Source organism: Liquorilactobacillus mali KCTC 3596 = DSM 20444 (assembly GCF_000260415.1).
GTDB lineage: Bacteria > Bacillota > Bacilli > Lactobacillales > Lactobacillaceae > Liquorilactobacillus > Liquorilactobacillus mali.
This window is the reverse complement of sequence record NZ_BACP01000056.1, coordinates 45,723-72,661: the sequence shown is the minus strand read 5'-3', so window position 1 is coordinate 72,661 and position 26,939 is coordinate 45,723. Positions and strand designations below refer to the sequence as shown.

Sequence of the window (26,939 nt, the reverse complement as noted above, 5' to 3'; positions counted from 1 at the left end):
ATCTACACTTCATTTTTGACTCAGCTCTTTTATTTTAAACTCATATCTCATAATTAATTACAACTTTTCACCGTTTGATGCAATAACCTCCTTGAACCAATAAAATGAATCTTTGCGGATTCTCTCCAAACTACCGTTTCCCTCATCATCTTGATCAACATAGATGAAACCATAGCGTTTAGACATCTCAGAGGTGGAAGCACTAATTAAATCGATTGGTCCCCAAGATGTATACCCCATCAATTCAACACCATCTTTAATTGCTTCTTTCATCTCGACAATGTGTTTGCGCAAATAATCTATCCGATAATCATCATGAATTTTTTTGTCTGCTGTCAATTCATCAATCGCTCCAAGACCATTCTCTACAATAAATAATGGTACTTGATAACGATCCCATAGTTCGTTCAATGTAATTCTGAGGCCAATTGGATCAATCTGCCAACCCCATTCACTTGATTCCAAATACGGATTAGCTTCTCCAAGAGCAAAGTTCCCAGTCACCTTAGTGATATCTTCATCATCCGATGTAACAGTGGACATATAGTAACTAAAACTCAGGAAGTCTACCTTTCCTTGTTTTAAAGTTTCTTCATCACCTGTAACAAACTCCAATTCAATTCCATTATCATGGAAATACCGATTCATATATCTAGGATATTCACCACGAACTTGGACATCAGTGAAGAAAAGATTCAATTGATCTTGCAGTTGAGCAGCACGTACATCACTCGGTGCAGGTGTTTTAGGGTACGTTTGCATTCTTGCGAGCATGGAACCAATCTTCGCTTCAGGATCAATTTCATGGCACTGTAATACAGCCAATGCACTTGCAATGAATTGATGATGTAAAGCTTGGTAACGCAATTGCATTTTTTGTGCTACAGGCAGTCCTTCATCAAGAGCTCCAGTGCCACTAAATCCCCAAACTGCAGCGTTAATTTCATTGAATGTCAGCCAGTATTTTACTTGACCCTTATAGCGTTCGAAAAGAACTTTCGTTAATTTTGTAAACTCATCAATTGTCTCTCTTGTTTCCCAACCATTGCTCTTTAATGTTAGTCCAAGAGGCATTTCATAATGCGAAATCGTTACGACTGGTTCTATTCCATATTTTTTACATACTTCAAAAACATGATCATAGAACACAAGTCCTTTTTCATTTGGTTCATTTTCATCACCATTTGGAAAGATCCTGGCCCAAGCAATTGATAAACGATATGCTTTAAAGCCCATTTCTGCAAAAAGTCTGATATCTTCTTCATAATGATGATAAAAATCAATTCCACGTCGCTTAGGATAAGTTATTGTACTTGTATCCTCAATAGCCTCTTCTAAAGATTTCTTCGTCACTTCATTAAACGTAAAATTCTTGCGGCTGGTAGCTCGTTTAACTACCTCAGCTGTTGAAATTCCCTTACCATCAATATTCCAGGCACCTTCTACTTGATTAGCAGCAGTTGCTCCGCCCCACAAAAAATTCTTTGGAAAACTGCTGGGAACATTCTTACTATACATTTAATCATCCTCCTCTAATAGATATTTGCCATTGGTAGCTATAACCTTTTGATACCAATAAAATGAATCCTTTTTCAATCTTTGTAGTGAACCTTCGCCTTTATCATTTCTATCAACATATATATATCCATAGCGTTTCGACATCTCTCCACTTCCGGCTGAGACCAAATCTATACAGCCCCAACTAGTGTAACCAAGGCACTCAACACCATCTTCGATTGCAGCACCCAACTCACGTAAGTTCTCTCTTAGATAATCGATTCGGTATTGGTCATGAATCTCATCTTCAGGAGTAACTAAATCTTTTTCTCCTAGGCCATTTTCAACCACAAAAAGTGGTTTTTGATAGCGATCATAAATTTGATTCATTGTTATCCGCAGACCCAACCCATCTGTTTGCCAACCCCATGAACTTGTTTTTAAATATGGATTTTTAAGTGAAGCAAAGATATTGCCAGCTGTTTTTTCCATTACATTCGGATCGGCGCTTGTTAACCTTGAAGAATAGTAGCTAAAGGAGATAAAATCTACGGTATTTTCATATAAGTCTCTCCTATCAGTCTCTGCCCACTCCAATTCAACTTCTTTTTCTCTGAATATTTTGTCAGCGTAACTTGGATAATATCCGCGAGACTGGACATCAATAAAGAAGTATCCTTCACGATCAGCATTTAATGCTGCCCAAACGTCTTTTGGATTGCATGTGTATGGGTATGTTTGTCCTGCAACTAACATACAGCCGACTTGATTTTCATCATCCACTTCATGCGCCAATTTTGTAGCAAGTGCAGAAGCCACTAATTGATGATGCGCAGCTTGATATTTTAACTGTTCTGGGATCTCAGTACTTTTTACGTCAAGTCCACCACCTAGAAACGGAATGTGCAATATCATGTTAATTTCATTAAAGGTCAACCAATACTTTACCTGTCCCTTATAGCGTTTAAAGAGGACTTCACAATATTTCAAATATAAATCGATTAATCTGCGGTCAGTCCAGCCATTATATTTTTTAAACAAGGCTAATGGTGTATCAAAATGATTAATGGTTACCAAAGGCTCAATCTTGTATTTCCGACATTCTGCAAAGACCTCATCATAGAATTTCAATCCTTGCTCATTAGGCTGTTCATCATCCCCATTTGGGAAAATTCTTGGCCAGCTGATTGACATGCGATATACCTTAAAACCCATTTCTGCGAATAACTTAATATCTTCACGAAAATGATGATAGAAGTCAATTGATTCATGACTTGGATAATACTGATAATTTGTGGCTAATGCCTGTTTTGGGTCGAACAATGCTTCATTTCTTTTCTCCGTCTTGGCGGGTAAAATATCAACTAATGATAATCCTTTGCCATCAGTCAGATATGCTCCTTCGCATTGATTAGCCGCAGTTGCTCCGCCCCACAGAAAGTTATCTGAAAATTTCATTTTTTGCCTTCTTTCATTCCTATGATAGTTCTAACAATACTTCGTTCTTTGTGACTTCACTCTTATCGGTTACTATTTTTATCTCATGGTAGTTCTTGGAATTTGTAACAACTAATGGAGTGACAACACTGTAGCCTGCTGCCTTGATTGCCGCAATATCGAATTTAACAAGCGGTGTCCCTAATTTAACCTGATCCCCTTGCTTTACAAGTATCTCAAATCCTTTTCCTTCAAGATTGACAGTGTCCATTCCAATGTGCATCAATAACTCAGCCCCATCAGTTGTTTTCAATCCAACCGCATGTCCAGTGGGAAAGGCCAATACAATCTCTCCATCGGCAGGCGCATAGATAACTCCCTCAGTTGGATCAATTGCAATTCCTTTGCCCATGGCTCCAGAAGCAAAGACTTTATCATCTATTTCTGATAACTGAATCAACTTCCCAGAAAGAGGGCTTGCCAAAGTTGTCGCTTTATTAAAGATTGTTGTGGTGTTACTTTCATCCACTGGAGTTTCAACTTGAGAAGCAGTTGATGCTCCTGCAGTCGCAACTTCAGGCTCAATATCAACATAATTCTTGCCAAAGATGGCTTGTAAAACAAATCCAAGTATTGCAGCAACAGCTGCTGCAATGATTGAACCATAGAAGGCCATGTCAATACCTGTTTTGCTATTAATATAACTTGGGAAGGCAAAGATTCCTAAACCACCATAAATATAAGTTTTTGTTCCAAAAAACCCAAGTAATCCACCACCTACAGCTGCAGCAATACAGCTTAAAATAAATGGTCGTTTTCTAGGAAGCGAAAGGCCATAAATTGCTGGCTCTGTTACTCCAAAAATCCCCGAAATAACTGCTGGAATTCCGATGCTGCGTGTTTTTTTGTTTTTTGTCTGAAGTGTCATCGCAAGAACGACCCCAGTTTGTGCAAATGATGCCGCGAATGCAAGAACAACGATTGGATCATACCCCTTAGAAGCAAGGTTAGTAAGCATAACTGCCACGAATCCCCAATGAAGTCCGAACATAACAAATACTTGCCAAAACGCCCCCATTAGTATCCCAGCAAAAATAGGACTAAAGTTGTAGATCGCAACTGTAACATCTGAAACCGCAGTGCTTAACCAAGTTGCAATCGGACCAATTACAATAAAAGTAACTGGTAAGGTAATAACTAAAGTAACAAAAGGTACTAAGAATGTTTTAACAACGTCTGGGATAACCTTTTTGGCCCACTTTTCAACATGTGAAGCAAACCATACTGCTAAAATAATTGGAATTACTGACGAAGTATAATTCATCATAATTACTGGAATCCCGAAGAATGTTGTATGAATATCAGAGGCAAAGAAAGTTCCCTTAAATAATGTATACAAAACTGTCTTACTACTGTTTATCGCAACTATATCTGGATAACATAAAACCGCACCAATTGCCATTCCCACAAACTTATCAACTTTAAACTTATTAGCTGAAGTAAACCCGAGAAGAACTGGGAAGAAGTAGAAGAAACCATCTCCAATAGCATGCAATATCAAATAACTCCCAGAAGTCGCTGTGATCCAGCCAAATGCCACAAACATCGCTGTAAAGCCTTTAATCATACCAGCTGCACACAGCGGTCCTAAAATAGGTGTGAATATACCTGAAACTAAATCAATAAAGCGATCCAATAAGCTCATATCGGACTTTTCACCATAATCATCCGGTACTGAACCTCCATCTTGAAACCCACCAACTTTGATCAAATCATCATATACATCTGCCACATGGTTACCAATTACAATTTGATATTGACCTCCTGACTGAACCACCGTAATAACACCGTCAGTTGTTTTTAATTTTTCTGTTTTAGCTAATCCTTCATCTTTTAGCTTGAATCTTAATCGTGTAGTACAATGAACCACGCTGTTAACATTTTCTTTTCCGCCAACTCCATCGATAATTTCTTTGCTGAGATCTTCATATTTCATTTTTTTCATCTCCTAAATTCAAAATAAAAACCCAGACAACCACGCAATATTTATCCAATTAGGATAAAATAATTTGCAAAGTCTCTGGGTTAATGCCTGCTTTATCAGTAACACACCAAAATACTTTTATTATTTTTTTTGCCGATGGGTCACACGCCAGACATGTAAGGTTAAATAGACTTTATCATCCGGCTGCAACTTCCAGTTTGTTTCTTTCTGCAGATAATCACCAATTCGTTCAGTTGTTTCATATGCAAGTGGATATTTCAGCTGCATTAACTTGAGTAATGCGGGATCTAGTTCACTAGCCATCATACTTGTTTTACTAACTCTTTGAACCATCAATGCACGTAGATGCGTAACAAAACGACTATAATTAAAAGATTCTGTATCTAACGTCAGATGAAATTGGTATTGTATGATATCAATAATTCCGGAAATCAATTTCGTAATTTTGATTGTATCTTGAAGCCGTGAACCATCCATGCTTGCATTCACAAAATGGTATGTCATAAATACGATTTCATTTTTTGGTAATTGAACACGTGCCTGTTGATTTATCAAGTTAATGGCTTCTTTTGCCGCCTGATATTCTTCGCTGAATAACTTACTGATTTCCCAAATAACGGTTCCATCGCTGATTTCAATTCCTTCATGAGCTCGTTTTAAAGAAAAATCAATATGGTCTGCAAGGACAAAATATTGATAATCATTAAATCTAATCTTCAGTAAAGGTTCAACTAATTCAATAACTTTTGTCGTTAATTCTAATGATTGCGATTCAATTTCTTTGAAACTCTCAATATCCAAGCTATTCTTTTCAGCAGTTACAAAGCGACGTTCTATCCTCCCTTCATCAACTAGCATTCCTTTCTTCTTACCAAAACCTACACCATTCCCAATCACAATCCATTCAGTACCTTGTTCATCTTCAACTAAAGCAGCATTATTATTAAAATTCTTAATAAATTTCATGATCACTTCCTCCAGAAATTAAGTATTAAAAAAACCCGCCCTAGATGGTTGCTTTTTATAACAACCAATCTAAAAGTGGGTTAATGCCTGATCGAATCAGTAACACGCTCTGCTTTATGTGATTATAATACCAGTCATTGTAAGCGTTGTCAACAAGTTTTTATAAACTTTTTTCTCTATTTATTTTATAAATTGCTTTGCTCATTTTTCTAGTATACTCTGTAATTTTTTTAGATGTTTCTGCCGTATTTTGAGCAATTATCTTAACAATTGCTGATCCCACAATTACGCCATCTGCAATCGCTGCGATTTTAGCCGCCTGCTCAGGTGTATGAATACCGAAACCAACTGCAATAGGAGCATCTGTTGAATTACGAATTGCTGCAATCATGTCCTCTAAATTAGAATCAAGCTGGCTTCTGACCCCCGTGACTCCCATTGAAGAAACAACATATACGAAGCCTGTGGTTCCTTGAACGATTTGTGGAATCCGTTTTGCTGAAGTCGGAGCTACTAATGGAATCAGTGCACATTGATACTTGTGTGCAAATGGCAACACTTCTCCTCGTTCTTCCATTGGTAGATCTGGTATGATCACACCATCTATCCCAACTTGTTTACACTTAGAAAAGAAACGGTCATAACCATATTTGAAAATATTATTCAAATAAACTAATAACACTAGGGATACATCGCTCTTCCTTCGCACTTCTTCAACCAATTCAAATACTTTAGTAGTCGTTATTCCAGCTGCGAAAGCTCGCAAGTCTGCGTCTTGAATAACCGGCCCATCTGCAACAGGATCACTAAATGGTATTCCAACTTCTACAACATCTGCCCCACCTGCATCCAATGCTAAAATTGAAGCAACTGACTTATCAAAAGTCGGATCACCCGCCGTAACAAACCCAATAAATGCTTTATGCTGCTTGCCAAAGGCTTCTCTTAATCTTTGCTCAGTCATAAATTTTCTCTCCTTTGTATCTCGCAATGGCTGCGACATCTTTGTCTCCTCGTCCCGAAAGATTGCAAACAATAATCTGATCTTTTTTCATCTGTGGTGCAAGCTTCATCACATAGGCAACTGCATGGCAGCTTTCAATCGCCGCAATAATTCCCTCTTGACGAGCAATATATTCAAAAGCTTCAACAGCTTCATCATCAGTAATTCCAACATATTCTGCACGTTTAGTATCTGCCAAGGCTGCGTGCTGTGGGCCGATTCCTGGGTAATCAAGTCCTGCAGAGATTGAATATACTTGATCTATTTGTCCGTCTTCATTTTGAAGAAACTTTGATTTCATTCCATGAAAAATTCCTACACTACCGCGCTCGATCGTTGCTGCATGCTGTTTTGTATTAACACCTTTACCTGCAGCTTCGCAACCAATTAACCTTACAGTGGGCTCATCAATAAAATGATAGAAAGCCCCCATAGCATTGCTTCCACCACCAACACAGGCAACTACTGCATCAGGTAACTTGCCTGTTTCTTCTTGCAATTGCTGTTTGATTTCCTTGCTAATAATAGACTGGAAATCACTAACCATTGTTGGAAATGGATATGGACCCATCACAGAGCCAATGACATAATGTGTATCACTGGTTCTTCTGCTCCATTCCTGCATTGCAGCATTAACTGCATCTTTTAAGGTTCCTGTTCCAGTTGTGATTGAATTGACTTTTGCTCCTAAAAGTTCCATTCGGTATACATTTAATGCTTGTCTTTTTGTGTCCACTTGACCCATGAAGATTTCACATTCCATTCCCATAAGGGCAGCAACTGTAGCCGTAGCTACCCCATGCTGTCCAGCACCAGTCTCAGCAATTACTCTAGTTTTACCCATTTTCTTTGCTAAAAGTATCTGTCCAATCACATTATTTATTTTGTGTGAACCAGTATGATTCAAATCTTCCCGCTTAAAATAAATTTGAGCACCACCAAGATCTGCAGTCATTCTTTTAGCATAATATAACAACGATGGCCGATTTGCATAGTTCTTCAATAAATCCATCATTTCCGCTTGAAAGTCAGGATCATCTTGATAATGTTCATATGCCTTCGCCAACTTGGTCACTTCACTCATCAAAGTTTCTGGTATATATTGTCCTCCATATTCACCAAAACGTCCTTTTAGTTCACTTGTTTTTTTCGTCTGCATTTTTAACACTCCTTATAAATTTAGCTATTTCATTAGCATCCTTTTGTCCATTTTTCTCTACCCCAGAACTAACATCAACGATTCCTGGGTGCAACTTAGAGATGGCCGCGCCCACATTATTCGCATTTAATCCACCTGCAATTATAAATGGATGTCCTTTTGCATCAATTTGATTCCAATCAACTAATTGTCCCGAACCTGGTACTTTTGAATCAAACATCCAATAGTCCACTTCTTTAGCAGGTTTTGTCGTTTTATTTGCTATTTGAAAAATCAATAAATCTTTGTTCTTGAGATTATCAACTTCTACAGTCGAAATTTTAGTATGAAATTGGACTCCTTGAATTATTTTCTGTTCAACTAAAATCTCAATGGTCTGCTTCTTAAATTCTGTAAAGACACCGATTGTTTTGATACAAGGCAAAAGCTGCTTACGAATTTTTTTTGCCTGTTCAATGCTTACTTGGCGTGAGCTTTTAGCAAAGACAAAACCTACATAATCAGGGAGAGTCTGATTTAAGATGGTAACTGTTTTTAAATCTTTGATGCCACAAATCTTTACTTTTGTCATTTCCTATCCCTTCATCTTTAAAATTGTATCCTTTTTATTCTCTGCACGCATTAGATACTCTCCAACTAAAACTCCGTTAATTCTTGCATTATCCTGCAAATAAGTTATGTCTTTTCCACTTTGAATCCCACTCTCTGAAATCACCAACCGATTTGCTGGAACCAAAGCGCTGAGTTTGCAAGTAGTTTCTAGACTCACCTTGAAATTAGTCAAATCTCGGTTATTAATTCCAATAATCGCTGCATCCGTGTTTAAAGCTCGTGTTAATTCATGATGATTATGAACCTCTACAATTGCCTCCATTCCCAAATCATGTGCCAATTCCAAATACTCATTTAATTGTTCATCACTGAGAATCGCTACAATTAATAAAACAAGTGTTGCTCCTGCAACCCGAGCTTCATAAATCATATATGGATCGATTACAAAGTCTTTCCGTAAGATTGGTAGTTCACTTTTCTGGGCTATTTCTTTCAAATATTCTAGCTTCCCATGGAAATATTTTTCTTCCGTCAATACAGATATTGCGCTAACTCCTGCAGCTTGATATTCCTTAGCAATCTCCAAATAAGGAAATTCGTTAACGATTACCCCTTTTGAGGGGGAAGCTTGCTTTACCTCTGCAATTACACTCAGCTCGTTGGTTCTCAAATTCTGTTTAAAAGATTCCGCAAGTCCCTTGCTTTTACTCTGCCTACTAAGCAACTTTAATTCTTCAAACGTTACTTTCTGTTTGCATAACTCAAGTCGTTCAGATGTTGCTGCAACCAAATCATCTAATATCATACAGTAACCTCGTTATCATTCGTCAGCTTAACGAAATCATTCAGCTTAGCTAATGCTCTTTTGCTGTCTATTGCTTCTTTTGCTTCACGAATTCCTTCAAAAAAATCAACCTCAGGGTGTACGATGTGGATTGCGGCTGCAGCATTCAAAAGTACAACATCTCGCCTTGGACCGTTCACTCCGCTCAAAATATCACGGGTAATTTTTGCATTTTCTTGTGGAGTTCCTCCGACCAAATCTTGTTCCGTACAGCTATGAAAATCGAATTGTTCCGGCGTCAATTCATAATTTTTTATTTCTTTTTTATTGAACTCGACTACCTTAGTTGGACCGGTTAATGTAATTTCATCTAGTCCATCAGTTCCATGAACAATCATCCCTGAATTGGCACCTAATCGCTGCATTACTCTAGGTATAACTTGGAGCAGCTGGCCATCATATACACCCATTAATTGCATCTTTGCTCCCGCTGGGTTTGCAAGTGGTCCTAAAATATTAAAAATAGTTCTAAAAGCCAACTCTTTGCGGACTTTTGCAACATAGCGCATTGCTTGATGATACTCTTGCGCAAATAGAAAACAGATGCCATTTTTGTCTAAGATTTCAGCCGACTTTTTAGGATCAATATCTATTTTTGCTCCTAGGGCCTCTAATACATCCGCCGCACCGCTCAAAGATGAAGCTGCTCTATTTCCATGTTTTGTCACTGGTATTCCAGTCGCCGAAACAACAAAAGCTGTTGTTGTGGAGATATTGAATGTGTGGGCATTGTCACCACCAGTTCCTACAATTTCAAGTGTTTCTTTTTGACTGGAATCAAAATCTAGTGCGTGCTCCCTCATCGATTGAGCTGCTCCTGCAATCTCATCGACCGTTTCCTTTTTTTCTGCTAATGCTGTCAAAAATGCAGCAATTTGAATATCCGTTGCTTTATCTGACATTATTTCATCTGTTACTCGATTCATTTCCTCATAACTCAAATTACTACCACTGACAACTTTTTTTATTGCTTCTTTTATCATCTTTATATCCTCCTTAAGAATTGTTTCTATATGTGTGACCCATGTTTTAAAAGAATCTGCCATCGGAATTCTTCCATCTTTTCTCCTCCTAATAAAAAAGCGCCCATAACAGTCACCTGTTAAGGACGGATTTTCCGCGGTACCACCTTAATTCGCAGTTTCAGGCCAGTAGTTACTGTGCCTATAAACCACACCCTCACGGGATGCAAGCACATCCCAGACATCTAACGTGTATCTTACGTTGCGGAGTACTAACAATTTTCATGCTTTGACCGCACCCTCAGTGGTCCATTTAACAGTTTGCGTTCAACCGGACTCTCAGCAACGCCGATTCTCTGTATGTGCACAACTATCTTGATCTCCACTTCAGTAGTTTGTATGGATAAATATTAAATTTACTTTTTTCACTAGTTAAACTTTTAAGAAGTTCCGAATAATCGTATTTCCAACCGCTCTATCCGTCATAATTGATTCTGGATGATATTGGATTGCATATATATGCTTTCGACTATCTGAAAAGGACATTAATTCATTATCACTTGAGACACTCGTAATATTAAAATTCGAAGGTAATTGTTGATAATCCGCAATTAACGAGTGGTACCTAGCTGCTTGGAATTTATGGGGTGTTCCCTTTAGGATTTCATCAACATATTCTACCTTGATAGTGTCGACTTTCCCGTGCATCAGCTTTGGTGCAGTAACAATATCAGTATCAAAAGCTGCAGCGATTACCTCTAATCCCATGCAAACACCCAGTATTGGAATTTTACCAGCAAATTTATCAACGATCTCCAGACAATTACCTGCATCATTTGGGCGGCCTGGACCTGGTGAGATAATAATATGTTCCGGCTTTAACCTCGCAATTGCATCACAATCAACCTCATCATTCTTTTTTACCACAATATCAGAAGTAAATTGTCCAATTTGTTGATACAAGTTATAGGTAAAGCTATCATAGTTATCAATTAGTAATTCCATTTTTTTCACCTCTAAGACTGGACTTAGCTAATGCATTTCTTACTGATCTCGATTTATTCAGGCATTCCTGATATTCATTTTTAGCTATACTATCAGCCACAATCCCAGCTCCTGTATGCAAAATACCATTTTGTCCATTCCTGTGCAGTAATCTAATTCCAATTGCCATATCGAGAGCACCTGAAAAGCTCATGTAGCCGAAACAACCGCCATAGATTCCTCGTTTAAAGTGTTCCAATTCGTTAATAATTTGAATTGCCTTAACTTTTGGTGCCCCCGATAAGGTCCCCGCCGGAAAAACAGCATCTAAGACATCCAGTGCACCTTTTTCTGGCAATGCCTGACTTTTAATGACAGATGCCAAATGAACAACAGTTGAAAATTTTTCTAGAAAAGCATGCTTTGTGACACGAATTGTTCCGAATTTACTTATCTGTCCAAGATCATTTCTCCCAAGATCAACTAACATGTTATGCTCCGCTAATTCTTTTGCACTGCCTAATAATTCTGCACAGTTTTTTTGATTCTTTGCGCTATCATCTGTCAACTTTCGGGTTCCTGCCAAAGGATAACTTGCAAGTTCTTGTCCTTTTCGCGTAATCAATGTCTCAGGTGAAGCCGCTACGGCAGCAAAGCCTTTTTGCTTAAAATAAAAGTGATAAGCATGCGGTTCGTCTACCATTAATTGCTTTAAAAGCGGTAATAAATCACCAGTTAAGTTTACTTTCTGTGGATTAGACATGATTAATTGAAAAATATCTCCTACTGTGATGTGTTCTTTTGCTATTTGAACTTTATTTGAATACTCGGCTTCATTAAAATACATTTGAAAATCACCGATCATCTTCAATTGCGGCATTTCATAAGTTTTGCTAATTCGTGCAAACACCCTCGTTTTCAGTTCCTCAAGTTCTTCTTTTGCCCGCTTATAGTTGGCTTCCAAATTTTCAGTTGCAATGCTGATAATCAAACTCACTTCTGATTTATCACGATTATACGCAATCAATTTGTCGCAACAGAATAATCCAATGTCTTGAATATTATCCGGATTGGCATGTTGAAAATTAATATGCTTTTGATAATATTTAGTATATTCATATGAGAAATAACCTATTAATCCACCAGTAAAAGGTGGAAGTCCTGAAATAACAGGCTGTTCATGCTCCTTTAAGACCTTCTCCAAATAATTATGGGGATTTACATCTTTTATTATTTTGTCCCTTTGTTTGTCGCTATCAATTAAAACACCATCTAAGACAGTAATGCTTCGTGTTGGCTGAATTACAAAATAACTATAATTTCCAAGTGCATGATTTCCACCTGAAAAATAAACTGTATCCTTATCGTGTGCCAGGGATAGTAATAACTGTTCTTCCTCGTCTTTTGTTAAAGATAAACGCTTAGCAACTGGGACAAAATTATAAGACGAAGCAATCTTTTTTAATTCATCAATTTCAGGAAACATTTTGTTACTCCTTTCTACAAAAAAATCCGCCCATAACAGTTACCTGCTAAGGACGGATTTTCCGCGGTACCACCTTAATTTGTAGCCCAAAAAGCAGCCAATTACTGCTTAATAAACCACACTCTTTACAGGATGCAATCACATCCCTGATATCTGACGTGTATCTTACGTTACGGAGTACTAACATTTCTCATGCTTTCACCGCACCCTCAATGGTCCATTTAATAGCTTGCGTTCAACCGGACTCTCAGCAACGCCGGTTCTCTGTATGTGCACAACTATCTTGATCTCCACTTCATAGGTTTGTATGGACGAATATTAAATTACGGTCATCATAAATCTTTGATATCTTTTTGTCAACAACATTTTAAATTTTTTTATGAACAAAACTAAAAGTAGCACACATATTTCACTGCAGTTTCACAGCATCAACAATTTCACGAATATCATCTGGCGTAGTGCGACAGCAACCGCCAATTATTTTAGCTCCTGACTTAACCCAAGTTGGAACTAAATCACTAAATTTCTGGGCTTTGTCGTTAACTTGCCATTTTTTCGAAATAGGATCGTATATATCACCATTGTTAGGATAGACGATTAATGGCTTTGTTGTTAACGAGTGAATCTCATTCAATGCAGGAGTTATATTCTCCATAGCCGTACAATTAACTCCAATTGCACTAATACTCTCAAATTGGTCAAGATACTTCACAACCTTTTTCAGAGGTGTGCCATCACATAATTTTTTATTATCTTTTATACTAAGTGCTACCCAGGCAGTCATTTTCGAAAATTTTCTTTCTAACAACTCCGTAATAGCTTCAAGCTCAACAAAGTTAGGCTGAGTTTCAATAGCAAATAAGTCTGCCCCAGCCTCAAACAAAGCCTGCATTCTTGGATAGTGAAAATCTTGAAAGGCTTTAATAGACAAATGGTAATCACCAGTGTACTCACTGCCATTGGCTAGAAAGGCTCCATATGGTCCAATACTTCCTGCCAATAATAATTTTTTGTTTCCTGAGGCCTTCTCCCTTGCTTCTTGTGCACAGAAAACAGCTTGTTTTATTAATGCAGAACTCTCGTCAGCACTTATTCCTTGTTTCATAAATGCCTGCTTCGTTGCTTGATAGGTATTCGTTATAGCTATATCTGCTCCGGCCTTAAAGTATTCCTGATGCACCGCTGTTATTTTCTGCGGTGCGTCAAGAAGAGCAGTTGCCGACCATAGCTCATTAGCAGTATCTACCCCAGCTTTTTCAAGCTCCGTTGCCATCGCTCCATCAAGTACCAATAATTTTCTCTCATTTAATAATTCAAGTAATGGTGATCTCATCTTAAGATTCCTCCTTCTCACCTTTTTCTTCATGTTTTCTCTTGAAAAAGTACAGTCCATAACACCCTAGAACAAAAGGTATCATATAAAATAATGCCGGCCTTTGGGTTGGATCAAATACAATTAAAATGCACGACAATAAACTGGCTATTAATGCAATCCACGGGATAAAGGGATATCCAGGTGTCACAAATTTAAGTTCATTAACTTTATGGCCTTCTTTTATCCAATTTTTTCGGAAATTAATTGCTGAAAGTGCAATTGCCGCCCAAACTAATACAACCGCAAGTCCTGAAATTGAAACCAGTACTAAATAAACAGTTGATGCTGCTACAACACTTGACAACAGTGCTAGGATTCCGCCCAACATACTAGCCGTTAATGCGTACAATGGAACTCCATTATTTGTTGTTTTAGCAAAAAAAGAATTAATCATCTTCTCATGCGATAACGACCATAACATTCTAGTTGAAGCATACAAACCCGAATTAGCAGCCGACAAAATTGCTGTTAAAATCACAAAATTCATAATGTCACCTGCAAATGGAAGTCCAATACTCTTAAAAACAAGAACAAATGGGCTTTGACCTACCCCTGCCTGTTTCCAAGGAATAAGTGTTGCCATTACGGTAATACTGCCAATGAAAAAAATGATTAGTCGCCACAGTGTTGTGTGAATTGCCTTGGGGATCGTTCTAGCTGGATCTTTAGCTTCTCCAGCAGTGACACCAATTAATTCTGTTCCTGAAAAAGCAAAATTAACGGTTAGCATTGTGGTAAAAACACCTTTAAATCCTGTGGGAAAAAGTCCATTTGCATAAAGATTGTGAAATAATGGTTGCGGATTATATTTCTTAAAAGAAAATATTCCGAAGATAGCAAGTATCCCAACTCCAATAAAGAAAATAATTGCCAATACTTTAATACTTGCAAACCAAAATTCTGTTTCAGCAAAGAAACGAACAGAAAATGCATTGGAAGCAAAAATAATGATCATGAATAGTAAACTCCAACACCACGTTGGTATCTTAGGAAACCAATTTTGCATAATCAACCCTGCAGCTGTAAATTCTGAACCTAATGCAACGGTCCATGTAAGCCAGTACAAAATGGCGACAGTGAATCCCGTTGCAGGTCCGATAAAACGTGTTGCATAAACATGGAAAGAACCTGTTTGTGGCATAGCAACTGCTAATTCTCCCAAGCAAAGCATTACTAAATAAACAATTACTGCACCAATCCCATAGGCTAAAATCGTTCCGACGGGTCCTGCTTGATGAATTGTATACCCCGAACTCAAGAAAAGACCGGTTCCAATTACACCACCTAAAGAAATCATAAATAGATGCCTTACTGTCATCTCTCGCTTCAATTTCTCGCCCTTATCTGTCATATCAAATTCTCCATTCTTAAATAACTATTTTAAAAAAATTCCAAGCACGATTAACCCAACGCTATCACTATCAAGTATTTCATTTCTGAAAAAATATTGGATACTTCCCAGCAAATGCTTTTACCTCTTACTATATCAAACGTTTAAGTATTCTCCGACTTTATTAATTGAATTACTTAATTCCAAATTTAAATTATGAATTTTTTATAAAACCCATGATTTTTATGCTAATAAAAACCTCATAGTCAATTTAGACTACGAGGCGATTAATCGCGCTACCACTCGATCTTTGATTGCTAAGTCATCTTAACAATCCTCAACAGGTCTTGATTTTAATTTAGAAATCATAACCTTGATACGCTAACGGGCATAACCGTCTCATGCTCACTTTTTCTCAGCTCACAATCAATTTCTCTAAAAAGACCATCTTCTCTTGCCTTTCATGAACTACTCTCAACACCGTAGTCTCTCTGTGCATGTCCAAACAAAATACTCATCTTTCATAAAATACAATAACTCAGATATATACTACTATAATAAAGAGCAGCAACCCCCCTTCCAATTTTATCTACACAAAAAAAGTCCCTTGCTCATAAATAATTATCAAGCAAGGGACGAAATTTATTCGCGGTACCACCCTTTTTCGCACCAAAGGTGCCTCAACAGTACAAAAATACCTGGGAATTTAACGGTTCCTACCGAATACCTGGTTTATAACCAAACACCACTTGTTCAAAGTTCATCTTCACTAATCGCGCTAATACCTACTCTCAGCATCCTAGGTTCTCTTATAATTAGCCCTCACAGTTACTCTTCTTCTCATAAGATTATCATCTTTAATAAAAACTTAAAGCTATTTTACCGCTTATCAGCTATTACGTCAATCATTTTTTAAACATTTTTTACTTTAATGAATTTTCTAATACTTTATCTATATTAATAAATTTTAACGTAAATTGATAATATAAATATAGTTTAAATCAGCTACTAGCTGAAAAGTTTTGATTTATAAAACGCGTTTGTCTGTAATCCTTAAAAATAATTAAGAAGTCGTTATAGTAATAATTCACCATGAACAAGGATAACAAAATTTGCTTAGTACTATTAATTATTCATTTTTAGCCATTAATTCAATCAAATAATCTGCAAATCCGCTTGTTGAAAGTTCAGTTGCTTGTGGCAATGCTGCCGCGAAATCAACTGTCACATGCTGTTCCTCAATTGCAGTCGCAACCGCACGTTTAATCTCCAGTGCAACTTCATTCCACCCAATATATTCAAATAACATTACTCCTGAAAGAATCAGTGAAGTTGGATTCAACTTGTTTTGTCCCGCAAATTGAGGAGCTGTCCCATGTGTGGCTTCAAAAACAGCGCGTTTAGTCTGATAATTAATATTCGCACCGGGTGCAATCCCAATACCACCAACTTGAGCAGCCAGCGCATCTGATATGTAATCTCCATTCAAGTTCAGCGTTGCAACTACATCAAAGTTTTCAGGATGTAATAATGACTGTTGAAAAAAGTTATCGGCAATAATATCATTAACAATCACTTTACCATCCTTTTTTGCTTGTAGTTGAGCTTTGTCAGCAGCCGTCTTATTTTGTTGCTGCTTAATTTGATTGTATTCAACACTTGTAAATACTTGATTTTTTAACTCTGCCGCAACCTCATAGCCCCATTTTTTAAAGTTACCTTCCGTTTTTTTCATAATATTTCCCTTATGTACAAGGGTCAGATAACTTTTCTTTTGCGAAATAGCATAATTAAGGGCTGCTCTTACGATTCTCTTAGAGCCCTCACTTGAAACTGGTTTAATTGCAAAAGATGATGTCTCAGGAAAGCGAACTTTATTCTCTTGGTGATTGTCCTTTAATAAATTCAATAACTTTTTTGCCTCTGCCGAACCGCTCTCAAAATCAATTCCAGCATAAATATCTTCTGTATTTTCTCTAAAAACTGTAATATCAACATTTTCTGGGTGTTTAACAGGTGACGGGGTTCCCGCATAATATTGCACTGGTCGGACACATGCAAATAAATCCAATTCCTGCCTTAGTGTCACATTAATCGAACGGTGTCCCTCTCCAACAGGTGTTGTCAGTGGTCCCTTAATAGCAACTAAATATTCCTTGAAAGCCGCTAATGTCTCGTCTGGAAGCCAACTTCCACTATCCTGATAAGAAGCCTCCCCAGCTAAAACCCTTTTCCAGTGAACCTGCCGATTATCACCATAAATCTTATTAACAGCACTATCAAAAACACGCCGTGCGGCTTGCCATATTTCCGGCCCAATTCCATCTCCAGCGATAAAAGGAATTATTGGATTATCAGGCACAAACAGCTTTCCATCAACAAGCTTTAATTTTTCTGGTTGTTTCATTTATCATTCCACCTTAATCATTTCTTTGTGTAATGTCGGTCAGTAGGTCCAACATATTCTGAGTTAGGACGAATCAGACAATTTTCTTGCCGTTGCTCCATAATATGAGCTAACCAGCCTGCAGTCCTACAAGTTGCAAAAATCATAGTAAAAACTGATTTGTCAAGACCTAAGCAATGATATATCAAAGCAGTATAGTAGTCGACGTTTGGATGAAGTCCAAACCGTTCTAACATATATTCGGCGAGTTCTTGCTGAATCTTAAAATATCGTTCATTTCCAGTTTGTGGAGCCAATTCTGCTGCGATCTTTTCCAAAATAAATGCACGAGGATCTCCATTCTTATAAATTCGGTGACCAAATCCCATTATTTTACGTTTTTTCTTCAGTTGAAGTTCAACATAGTCTTTGGGCTTAATCTGCTTCTTCTCAATATCTTCAATCATCTCAAAAACACGTTCATTAGCTCCTCCATGAAGCGGACCCTTTAAGGCTGAAACTGCCGCTGTTAGGCATGAATAATAATCAGCAAAAGTTGAAGCAACAACACGAGCAGTGAATGTCGAGGCATTAAACTCATGATCAGCTTGTAAAATCATGACGCTCGAAAACATTTTAGTTAGCTTTGCGTCAGGGCGCTCTCCTCTAATCATGTATAAAAAGTTTTCAACAACACTCAAATTAGGATCAACATCAATTAGCGTTTCATTATCTTTGATTCGCAAAATAGCAGCAATTGCCGTTAACATTTTTGCTAAGATTTTAGGCGGTTCATCATGTTCAACATCGTTTGTCGTTCCCAAAAGTGATGTTGTCGTCCTGAGAATACTCATTGGATGCTGCGGCTCCTTAGCAATGTATAGTAATAAACGAATTGTTTCAGCAGGTAAAATCATCTTACTAACCAAATCAGCCCGAAAATCGCGAAGTTCCTGCTCACTAGGCAGCCTTGTATGCCACAGTAAAAAAACAACTTCTTCAAATGAAGCTTCACTCAATTCTTCAATCGGGTACCCAGCATAAGTTAAATGGGCCCCGGCCGTAGAACTTATTTTAGTTTGGTCGACCACTACACCTGCCAATCCTTTTGGATAATCCATCCCAATTCTCCTCCTTTGTATTAACTTAGTTACCAGAAATCTTTTTTTCTAATACATATGGCAAAATTCCATTTGTCTGATAATACTTGATATCAATAGGTGCATCAAACCGCGAAACCACATCAAACTTAGTAATCTTATTTGAAGATTTAGCTGTTACGTGAGCGTATTTACCATCTAATTCAATTGAAAAACTTTCTGCCCCATCTAGTTTAAGTGATTGTGCATTTTCGTTTGGTAAGTATTGCAGCGGCAAGACTCCCATCATTACCAAATTAGAACGATGAATTCTTTCGAAACTCTCAGCAATAACAGCCTTAACACCTAACAATTGAACTCCCTTAGCCGCCCAGTCTCGAGATGACCCCATTCCATAGTCCTTTCCGGCCAAAATTATTGAGCCTATTTTTTTTGCACGATAACTCATTGCGGCATCATAAATTGTAGTTTCTTCACCGGTTAACCAATTCTTGGTAAAACCACCTTGTTTATCTGGAGTTAACTGATTTTGAAGACGAATATTTGCAAGTGTTCCTCTAATCATAACCTCGTGATTTCCCCGTCGTGATCCATAGGAATTAAAATCCTGGGGCTTTACTCCTCGTGATAACAAATATTTTCCTGCTGGTGTTCTTTGACCTATGAACCCAGCCGGAGAGATGTGATCCGTAGTAATTGAATCACCTAATTTTGCTAACACTCTCAAACCAGTCAATTTTTTTTCATTCTTTTCAAACAACGGTGGCGAAGCAAGATATGTTGATTTTTTATCCCAATTGTAATTGGTCGACTTAGTGCTTGGAAGGGCATTCCAGCTTGCATTTTGCTTAAAAATATTCCCATAATTTTTTGAGAATAAGCTTGGCTTCAAATACTTGTGGATTACTTCACTTACTTCTTCAGCAGCGGGCCAAAGATCAGTTAAATATACCGGTTCTTGCTTTTGATTGTATCCAAGTGCTTCTTTACTCAAGTCAATATCCAGTGTACCTGCCAATGCATATGCAACAACTAATGGAGGTGAAGCTAAATATGTGTCCTTAATAAGCGGATTTACTCTACCTTCAAAATTACGATTACCACTTTCAATCGCCGCCAACGGATACCCAGTCTCCGCAACTACTTCCTGCACGCCATCTTTTAACTTTCCTGAATTACCAATACATGTCGTACAGCCATAACCGACTATGTTGAATCCTAAATCATCAAGATATTTTTGTAATTTTGCAGCAGCAAGATATTCTGTAACTACGCGTGAACCGGGTGCAAAAGACGTCTTTACATACTCTGGAATCTTCAAACCATTTTCGACTGCCTTCTTAGCTAGTAAACCTGCTGTGATCAAAATTTCTGGATTTGATGTATTTGTACAACTCGTGATTGCAGCAATTCCTAATGCTCCCGGACGTAACTGAAAATTATTTTCATCTATACTAACCACGCAATCATCCAGCTCATCATATTTTCTGAACTGTTGTGCAAGTTGGGGCAACTTGACCAAATCCTGCGGTCTCTTGGGTCCAGCAACACTGCTTTCGACCTCACTTAAATCTAGTTCTACGTATTCTGAATATTTTCTTTGACTATCTTGATTTTCTTGATAAATCAAGGAATTTTCCCGAGCATATGCTTCAACAATTTCAATTTGATCTTTAGTACGATCAGTCAGCCGCAAATAATCAATTGTTTGTTGATCAATTGGGAAGAATCCGCATGTAGCACCATATTCAGGAGCCATATTTGAAATTGTTGCGCGGTTAGCCAGAGGTAAATTCTTTAACCCCGGTCCATAGAATTCAACAAACTTTCCCACAACATTAAAATCTCTTAACACATGGGTCAAGGTCAACGCTAAATCTGTCGCAGTTGCCGTAGTAGGCAGTTCTCCTGTCAGATACACTCCTACCACCTGCGGCATTGGAAAGTAAGATTCCTGTCCAAGCATGCTGGCTTCGGCTTCAATTCCGCCTACTCCCCAGCCCAGCACACCCAACGCATTAATCATTGTAGTATGTGAATCTGTACCTACCAAGGTATCTGGAAATAAAGTTGGTACTGAATCGTCGGATTGTCTGATAACTGACGAAAGATATTCAAGATTAACCTGGTGAATAATTCCAGTATCTGGAGGAATTACAGATAAATTATCAAAACTTTCCTGTGCCCACTTCAAAAATAAATAACGTTCCCGATTGCGCTTGAATTCTTGCTTGATGTTATATTCAAATGCATCTTCATTCCCAGCCATATCAACTTGAACAGAGTGATCAATCACTAGATGAACTGGAACATCAGGATTTATCTCATCAGGATTTTGTCCGCGTGCTTCATATTCTTCACGCATTGCCGCTAAATCAACCAATGCAGGAACCCCTGTAAAATCTTGCAATATTACTCGTTCAGGTTTATACGGAATATCATGATCATGTTTTTGATCCCAATCCAGAAAATTAGATAAGAATTGTTGCATTTCTGTATGTGTTTCACTTCTACGTAGTGTCAACTCTAATAAAATTCTAATTGAATATGGTAGTTCTTGAATCTTCTTACCATGATCCACCATAAATTTATCAATATTGTAATACTTGTATTTTTTGCCATCAATCACGATATCATTACTATAAGTATCTGGCATAGTTAACCCTCCATCTCTTTTTTGATACGTTTTAATTTCCGCTATTCTAACATAATTTTAATAATGGGCAACTTACATCCTATGTTAATTCATCTTTTTTCTTTACCATTTATAAACTTTATTGCTTTGAATTTTTTCTAAACAATTATGTAAGCGCTACCTTTTTTGCAAAGCAAATTGCTTTACCTGTTATTCTTATTTTTATTATTATATTTATTTTTTTCATAAAAAAAATAAAGTGCATCGAAAATTAAATTTCAATTCACTCTACTTCACTATCTATTATTTTTTTGAATTCTATTCACTATCAAATTCACAGTATTTACTATATTTTTAATTGTTATTACTAGAAAAATAGTTTTTAACTCCTAAATACTGATAAATCGAATTCTGCGTCAAAAGCTGCTCTTTTGTCCCTGAAACCAACTGATTGGCCGTCAAAAACCAAATATTATCACTACATCTCCGTGTGAACTCAATGTCATGTAAACTAACAAGAAAAGTCTGTCCGTTTTCTTTTCCTTCCATTATCATGTTATACAAGACTTGCTGATATTTCACATCTAAATATGTCATGGGTTCATCAAGTAATAAAATATCTGTTGCTTGCAAAAAGGCGTAGGCTAACCACGTTCTTTGCTGCTGGCCTCCTGATAAAGTGTTAATATCACTGGTCAGCAACTTCGTCAATCCTAGATTTTTTATTGTTTTTTCTACACTTACAATGTCATTTTTCCTACCATGTAATTGAGCAATTTCAAGTAATTGACCCACCGTAACGTAATCAAAAACCTGATTCTTCTGTGACAAATAAAAAACTGTTTCTGCATTCTTTATTACTCTTCCCTTACTAGGATTCTTAAGTTGGGCCATTGCCATCATTAAAGTTGTCTTTCCACTGCCATTTGGACCTAAAAGAACTGTTATTCGCTGATCCTGTAGGGCTCCACTGATTCCGTGAAAAACCGGCTTCTTGTTGTATTCCATTGTTAACTCTTCAAACTGCACGCGACCACCTCGTTAGTAGCAATAAGAATGCAGGTGCTAGTAATACTAATAAAACTGCATTCGTAGGTAATTCCGTCGGATAGAAAATAAAATGTGCGACTGTATCTGCCAAAAGCACATCCAAAATGCTAAAAACAATAACAAACGGTATTCTTGCGATTATTCCAAGATGAGTGTATTCACGAATCAATTGATTAATTACCACCCCTGCAAAGAAAACTGTTCCTAAAACAGCTGTTACTGCACCTAACAACCCTGCCGCTATTAACTGTAAATTCAAGGCAATTTTAGCTTCATCGATTCCAAGTTGTTTGGTCTGCAGTTCAGGCAAAGCAAAATATTGTAAATATCTGCTATTTTTTCTCCAAGAAGCAATTGCTACTAAAATAATCAGGACCAACCAGCCAACATCAAGCCATGTGACATTTGCTAGGCTTTTACCAGTCCAGCCACTGCTCTCAGTCAAGATAGTCGTGAGTGCATTGAAAAACATTGCAAGACAAAATCCACCTATAACTAAGAATAAAACATGATTATGATATTTGAAGATACTGCCGCGCAGTAATAACAAACACAGTATTCCCGCAACTGTCCCAATTAAGACACGATATATCAATGAACTTGGTACTAAAACCGTTATTAATGCAATCATTAATTCCGAACCGCTTGCAATCCCTATCATGGAGCCATCAAGATATGGCTGTCTCAATGTTGCTGCCAGCAACAATGCACTTAATCCTATAGCAAACCCTGTTCCAAGTTCAAATATTAACCTTGGCAGCCTTAATTGAACGATAATTAGTTGCCAATCGCTTTGGTTTTCTATTCTGAATATTAACTGAAAAAAAACTAGGAAAATACATCCTAAAAGCATTAAACCAAAACTTTTTTTTGCTTATTTGTCAACCTGATCAAGCCACCTCTTTACCTGATTGTATGCTTGTCTAACTTTCAAGTTAGCTGTTGGTGAAAACTTCGGTGCTTCTACATCGTAGACATGTTTCTCCTTGACTGCTTTCAAATTATTATAAGGGCTTTGTTTGAAAGTTGTTATAAAAGCTGCTTTTACCTGTTTAGGCATTGCATGCGCTAACCGAATAACAATATCTGGATTAGCCTCTGCAATTGCTTCACTGCTTGCTGTGGTATAAAGCGAAGTCGGACTTGCACCGACCACCTCGCCACCAGCTCTTTTAACTAAATCACCTAGGTAAGTTTTTGAGTTCATCGCCAAAAAACTCCCGCCAGGCATTCCCATTAATATCAATACCTTTGGTTTCTTGACTCTGCTGACATTCTTTATCTTTATTCGTGAAAGCAACTTTTGTGCGTCTTTTTGTCTATCATATTTTCTACCCAGGTACTTAATGCTCTTTACTAAACTCTCGTAATTTTGAAAATTCAAGGATTTCATACGTATCTTTTGTTCTTTTAACTTACTTTGATACTCATCCGTCAGTTCTGAGTCTACATAAACTATATCGGGCTTAGCCGTCAGTAAATTATCCCAATTAATACTCACATGATTGCCCACACGCGTAACATTATGGTATTTACTCGGTACTTTTTGAAGGCTACTATCACTCGGAACACCGACCAATTTCATATTTAAGCGGGAGAAAACATCTGTAATAGCTACCGTTGTTGTAACTATTCTAGGCTGCTTTTCTGATGATTGACTATCCAGCTTTTTCTGACTCAAATACACTAATCCAACTACTGCCATTAAGATAATAATGCCTGAAATTATTTTTATTACTTTTTTAGATTTTATAATGGCGAATCAACCCCCATGCTCCAACACAGCCGCCAATTAATATTGCCGTTATTGAAAATCCGAGCACACTCTTATTACCGCTTTTGCTTTTATTATTCTTGTTTTCTTTTTTCTTATTCTTATTCTTTTTTGTTTTATCTTCTTTATCCTTAGTTTTTTTACTGTTGTTTTCCTTTTTACTAGCTGTCTTACTTGTACTTTTACTGGATATGTTTGAAGTAGTGGCAGAAGACTCTATTGAGACAGAACTAGAAGAGGTCGTTGCTACAGTTGAACTAGTGCTGTTTGAAGATGCAGTCTTATTAGCTGCACTGCCACTGGATGTTGAACTATTGGTTTGCTTCGAACTTGCCACAGTACTTTGTGCAGTACTTTGTTGGCTGACCGAAGACGAACTACTAGTAAGTTCAGGAACACTCCCACCATTCATTAGTAAGGTAAAACCATATGTGTGATGGTAATCCATACTATCAATATCAACTTTCATATTGCCTGACATCGACTGCTTTACAGACTTTGTAGTAAAGGAAAAAGTGTAATAATCTGCGTTCCCAGAGGTACTTTTGCTGACCTGTGGCCCCTGACCATTAATATTCAAAATTTGTACAGGAAATGAACCTAAATCATGGCTTGTTTTGATCGTGATACTAACATTATATTGTCCTTGTCCAACCGAAACAGTTGCTGGTTTCACAAAATACGCATCCGCAATAGATGTCTGCGATGTGCCATATTTTTCAATTGTATAGTTAACTTGATACGAAGAAGCAGAAACTTCTATCGTTTTCATAAAGAAAACCAATAAGAAAGTCCCTGCAACTAATAATAAATATTTAATTCTCATTTACTAAATCTCCTAATACTTAAAAGTGTTCCTCCTAATCCAACTGCAGTAATAAGTGCCAAGACACCTAAGATTGAAGCATAGGAATAATTAGACTCACCTGTTTGTGGAAGAGTTGTTCCACTTGATTTCACAGAACTATCAGCACTTAAATTTACAGAACCATCTGTACTTGATGAACTATCACTTGGATCTGTAGAAACTGCCTTAGCTGGTGCAACTACATCTTCAATATCTCCATTTCCCCCAGTTGTTGCAGCTTTACCATCATTATCAGTTTCCACACTTGTTCCTCCAGTGATACTTTTAATGACTGCCAATGCTTGAACATTATGAGTAAACATATTAGGAACTGTATATGTCATATCAAGCAAAATTTTGTTACCTGCTGTTAAATCAGCAGCTTTTTCTTTGCTCAAAACAGCAGTCCATGTTCCACTTGTTGCATCTGCTGAAGCGACGTTTTTGGTCATTTCTACACCATCAAATTTAACCGTTGTCATGTAATCCATCATTTTACCTTGTGTAATTGTAACAGTTGCTGTTCCATCAGCATTCTTTTGGATCTTAATTGTTGTATCCCAGATACCATCCTCTTGAATCATGGACAAAACATTTAGATCATTACCGTTACCATCAACCTGATGATATTCAACTGTTGCTGTTTCAACAGAATTTGTTGAAGCAGCACTTGAACTTATTGAACTTGCATTAGAGCTTGATACACTGCTTGAACTTGCTGCACTGCTACTTGAACTTGTTGAAGTTGCATTAGAACTTGGTGCGCTACTTGAACTTGCTGAACTGGAACTCGTTGAAGTTGCATTAGAGCTTGATGCGCCACTTGAACTTGCCGAACTCGATGATGAACTTGCTGAACTGGAACTTGATGAATCTGCATCAGAAGTTGTCTTAATAACTGCATCAGGTACACCACTATTAATTTTTACATAAAAACTAGGATTTCCATTATATCCACCAGAACTATAACTTACATCTGCTAAATACACATCACCATTAACTAAATCTAAAGCCTCTTGAGACGTTAAGCTAGCAGTCCACGTACCGGTATTTCCTTCACTTTTTTCGACTAGCGAGTGCCCATCGAAATTAGCACCAGTCATTATTGACATGCCCGATACTTGAGAAAAAATTAATTTTGCCTCATTGCTTGAATCAACAACAAGTTGTACAGATGTACCCCACATATTATCCATTGATGAAGCAGTGGTTGTAGCCTCGTCTTTATAATATCCAACATTCAATGTATATGTACCTGATGGCAAGACTTTTACGCTATCTGCATTCGCATTCGCGGTTTTAAAGGCCAGTGTAAAAAATGCAAACGCAATCATTAACACAAAAACAAACTTCTTTTTCATTAAGTATTCCCCCTATTCTTTAATTGAGAATCAATATCAATTAAGTTGAACTAATTCTAGCACACTCACGGAAATATTCAATAACTAATCAAAAAAAATTTATATAGATGAGAAAGTTTATTAGTGCACAATATTTATTACATTAGATTTTTTAAAAATAATATAAATTATCTGCCTATCTTTAAT

21 protein-coding genes are annotated in these 26,939 nt (G+C 37.3%); all 21 read right to left on the bottom strand.

Features of this window, described 5'->3' with window-relative positions; genetic code table 11:
• Nucleotides 1-57: 57 nt before the first annotated feature.
• Complete coding sequence (locus tag GSM_RS09675; RefSeq protein WP_003687584.1) at nt 58-1,518, bottom strand: glycoside hydrolase family 1 protein; 1,461 nt, start codon at nt 1,516-1,518, stop codon at nt 58-60.
• Nucleotides 1,519-2,955 carry a 6-phospho-beta-glucosidase gene (locus GSM_RS09670; protein ID WP_003687583.1) on the bottom strand — a complete coding sequence of 479 codons (1,437 nt, stop codon included), beginning with the start codon at nt 2,953-2,955 and terminating at the stop codon, nt 1,519-1,521.
• A gap of 19 nt (nt 2,956-2,974) precedes the next feature.
• Entirely contained in the window at nt 2,975-4,930 is a 1,956-nt protein-coding gene (locus tag GSM_RS09665; RefSeq protein ID WP_003687580.1) for a beta-glucoside-specific PTS transporter subunit IIABC, read from the bottom strand.
• Nucleotides 4,931-5,059: 129 nt separating this feature from the next.
• Nucleotides 5,060-5,905: a PRD domain-containing protein gene (locus GSM_RS09660; protein ID WP_003687578.1), complete on the bottom strand. Its 846-nt coding sequence runs from the start codon at nt 5,903-5,905 to the stop codon at nt 5,060-5,062.
• A gap of 160 nt (nt 5,906-6,065) precedes the next feature.
• On the bottom strand, nt 6,066-6,869 hold the full coding sequence (trpA, locus tag GSM_RS09655; RefSeq protein ID WP_003687576.1) for a tryptophan synthase subunit alpha: 804 nt from the start codon (nt 6,867-6,869) through the stop codon (nt 6,066-6,068).
• Nucleotides 6,862-8,067 (bottom strand): tryptophan synthase subunit beta, encoded by a 1,206-nt coding sequence (trpB, locus tag GSM_RS09650; protein WP_003687574.1) that lies wholly within the window; start codon nt 8,065-8,067, stop codon nt 6,862-6,864. Before trpB ends, trpA begins: the two co-directional genes overlap by 8 nt.
• Nucleotides 8,045-8,638 (bottom strand): phosphoribosylanthranilate isomerase, encoded by a 594-nt coding sequence (locus tag GSM_RS09645; protein WP_003687573.1) that lies wholly within the window; start codon nt 8,636-8,638, stop codon nt 8,045-8,047. The genes trpB and GSM_RS09645 overlap by 23 nt, the downstream gene beginning before the upstream one ends.
• 3 nt (nt 8,639-8,641) lie before the next feature.
• Entirely contained in the window at nt 8,642-9,424 is a 783-nt protein-coding gene (gene trpC, locus GSM_RS09640) for an indole-3-glycerol phosphate synthase TrpC (protein ID WP_003687571.1), read from the bottom strand.
• The gene (trpD, locus tag GSM_RS09635; protein WP_029327421.1) at nt 9,421-10,446 is read right to left on the bottom strand and encodes an anthranilate phosphoribosyltransferase; all 1,026 of its coding nucleotides are present in this window, start codon (nt 10,444-10,446) and stop codon (nt 9,421-9,423) included. The genes trpC and trpD overlap by 4 nt, the downstream gene beginning before the upstream one ends.
• A 411-nt stretch (nt 10,447-10,857) precedes the next feature.
• Complete coding sequence (locus tag GSM_RS09630; protein ID WP_003687567.1) at nt 10,858-11,430, bottom strand: anthranilate synthase component II; 573 nt, start codon at nt 11,428-11,430, stop codon at nt 10,858-10,860.
• Nucleotides 11,414-12,895, bottom strand: coding sequence for an anthranilate synthase component I family protein (locus GSM_RS09625; protein ID WP_003687565.1), 1,482 nt, complete (start codon nt 12,893-12,895; stop codon nt 11,414-11,416). Before GSM_RS09625 ends, GSM_RS09630 begins: the two co-directional genes overlap by 17 nt.
• Nucleotides 12,896-13,304: 409 nt before the next feature.
• Nucleotides 13,305-14,228 carry a homocysteine S-methyltransferase gene (gene mmuM, locus GSM_RS09620; RefSeq protein WP_003687563.1) on the bottom strand — a complete coding sequence of 308 codons (924 nt, stop codon included), beginning with the start codon at nt 14,226-14,228 and terminating at the stop codon, nt 13,305-13,307.
• A gap of 1 nt (nt 14,229) precedes the next feature.
• A complete protein-coding gene (locus GSM_RS09615; protein ID WP_003687561.1) occupies nt 14,230-15,621 on the bottom strand; it encodes an amino acid permease in 1,392 nt (463 codons plus the stop codon).
• Between the two features lie 1,108 nt (nt 15,622-16,729).
• Nucleotides 16,730-18,007 carry an NADP-dependent isocitrate dehydrogenase gene (gene icd, locus GSM_RS09610; protein WP_003687559.1) on the bottom strand — a complete coding sequence of 426 codons (1,278 nt, stop codon included), beginning with the start codon at nt 18,005-18,007 and terminating at the stop codon, nt 16,730-16,732.
• 17 nt (nt 18,008-18,024) lie between these two features.
• Nucleotides 18,025-19,107: a citrate/2-methylcitrate synthase gene (locus GSM_RS09605; RefSeq protein WP_010078181.1), complete on the bottom strand. Its 1,083-nt coding sequence runs from the start codon at nt 19,105-19,107 to the stop codon at nt 18,025-18,027.
• A 25-nt stretch (nt 19,108-19,132) separates the two neighbouring features.
• Entirely contained in the window at nt 19,133-21,742 is a 2,610-nt protein-coding gene (gene acnA, locus GSM_RS09600; RefSeq protein ID WP_010078180.1) for an aconitate hydratase AcnA, read from the bottom strand.
• 333 nt (nt 21,743-22,075) lie between these two features.
• Nucleotides 22,076-22,750, bottom strand: a complete 675-nt coding sequence (locus tag GSM_RS09595; RefSeq protein ID WP_010078179.1) for an ABC transporter ATP-binding protein — start codon at nt 22,748-22,750, stop codon at nt 22,076-22,078.
• Entirely contained in the window at nt 22,740-23,624 is an 885-nt protein-coding gene (locus GSM_RS09590; protein WP_010078178.1) for an iron chelate uptake ABC transporter family permease subunit, read from the bottom strand. The genes GSM_RS09595 and GSM_RS09590 overlap by 11 nt, the downstream gene beginning before the upstream one ends.
• Before the next feature lie 21 nt (nt 23,625-23,645).
• Complete coding sequence (locus GSM_RS09585) at nt 23,646-24,476, bottom strand: ABC transporter substrate-binding protein (RefSeq protein WP_010078177.1); 831 nt, start codon at nt 24,474-24,476, stop codon at nt 23,646-23,648.
• Between the two features lie 37 nt (nt 24,477-24,513).
• Nucleotides 24,514-25,371 carry an NEAT domain-containing protein gene (locus GSM_RS09580; protein WP_010078176.1) on the bottom strand — a complete coding sequence of 286 codons (858 nt, stop codon included), beginning with the start codon at nt 25,369-25,371 and terminating at the stop codon, nt 24,514-24,516.
• Nucleotides 25,368-26,753, bottom strand: coding sequence for an LPXTG cell wall anchor domain-containing protein (locus GSM_RS09575; protein WP_010078175.1), 1,386 nt, complete (start codon nt 26,751-26,753; stop codon nt 25,368-25,370). Before GSM_RS09575 ends, GSM_RS09580 begins: the two co-directional genes overlap by 4 nt.
• Nucleotides 26,754-26,939 lie beyond the last annotated feature (186 nt).

Excerpts from the sequence above, each read along its gene's own strand:
- GSM_RS09675 (WP_003687584.1), bottom strand. The coding sequence starts at position 1,518 with ATGTATAGTAAGAATGTTCCCAGCAGTTTTCCAAAGAATTTTTTGTGG.
- GSM_RS09670 (WP_003687583.1), bottom strand. The coding sequence starts at position 2,955 with ATGAAATTTTCAGATAACTTTCTGTGGGGCGGAGCAACTGCGGCTAAT.
- GSM_RS09665 (WP_003687580.1), bottom strand. The coding sequence starts at position 4,930 with ATGAAATATGAAGATCTCAGCAAAGAAATTATCGATGGAGTTGGCGGA.
- GSM_RS09660 (WP_003687578.1), bottom strand. The coding sequence starts at position 5,905 with ATGAAATTTATTAAGAATTTTAATAATAATGCTGCTTTAGTTGAAGAT.
- trpA (WP_003687576.1), bottom strand. The coding sequence starts at position 6,869 with ATGACTGAGCAAAGATTAAGAGAAGCCTTTGGCAAGCAGCATAAAGCA.
- trpB (WP_003687574.1), bottom strand. The coding sequence starts at position 8,067 with ATGCAGACGAAAAAAACAAGTGAACTAAAAGGACGTTTTGGTGAATAT.
- GSM_RS09645 (WP_003687573.1), bottom strand. The coding sequence starts at position 8,638 with ATGACAAAAGTAAAGATTTGTGGCATCAAAGATTTAAAAACAGTTACC.
- trpC (WP_003687571.1), bottom strand. The coding sequence starts at position 9,424 with ATGATATTAGATGATTTGGTTGCAGCAACATCTGAACGACTTGAGTTA.
- trpD (WP_029327421.1), bottom strand. The coding sequence starts at position 10,446 with ATGATAAAAGAAGCAATAAAAAAAGTTGTCAGTGGTAGTAATTTGAGT.
- GSM_RS09630 (WP_003687567.1), bottom strand. The coding sequence starts at position 11,430 with ATGGAATTACTAATTGATAACTATGATAGCTTTACCTATAACTTGTAT.
- GSM_RS09625 (WP_003687565.1), bottom strand. The coding sequence starts at position 12,895 with ATGTTTCCTGAAATTGATGAATTAAAAAAGATTGCTTCGTCTTATAAT.
- mmuM (WP_003687563.1), bottom strand. The coding sequence starts at position 14,228 with ATGAGATCACCATTACTTGAATTATTAAATGAGAGAAAATTATTGGTA.
- GSM_RS09615 (WP_003687561.1), bottom strand. The coding sequence starts at position 15,621 with ATGACAGATAAGGGCGAGAAATTGAAGCGAGAGATGACAGTAAGGCAT.
- icd (WP_003687559.1), bottom strand. The coding sequence starts at position 18,007 with ATGAAACAACCAGAAAAATTAAAGCTTGTTGATGGAAAGCTGTTTGTG.
- GSM_RS09605 (WP_010078181.1), bottom strand. The coding sequence starts at position 19,107 with ATGGATTATCCAAAAGGATTGGCAGGTGTAGTGGTCGACCAAACTAAA.
- acnA (WP_010078180.1), bottom strand. The coding sequence starts at position 21,742 with ATGCCAGATACTTATAGTAATGATATCGTGATTGATGGCAAAAAATAC.
- GSM_RS09590 (WP_010078178.1), bottom strand. The coding sequence starts at position 23,624 with ATGCTTTTAGGATGTATTTTCCTAGTTTTTTTTCAGTTAATATTCAGA.
- GSM_RS09585 (WP_010078177.1), bottom strand. The coding sequence starts at position 24,476 with ATGGCAGTAGTTGGATTAGTGTATTTGAGTCAGAAAAAGCTGGATAGT.
- GSM_RS09580 (WP_010078176.1), bottom strand. The coding sequence starts at position 25,371 with ATGAGAATTAAATATTTATTATTAGTTGCAGGGACTTTCTTATTGGTT.
- GSM_RS09575 (WP_010078175.1), bottom strand. The coding sequence starts at position 26,753 with ATGAAAAAGAAGTTTGTTTTTGTGTTAATGATTGCGTTTGCATTTTTT.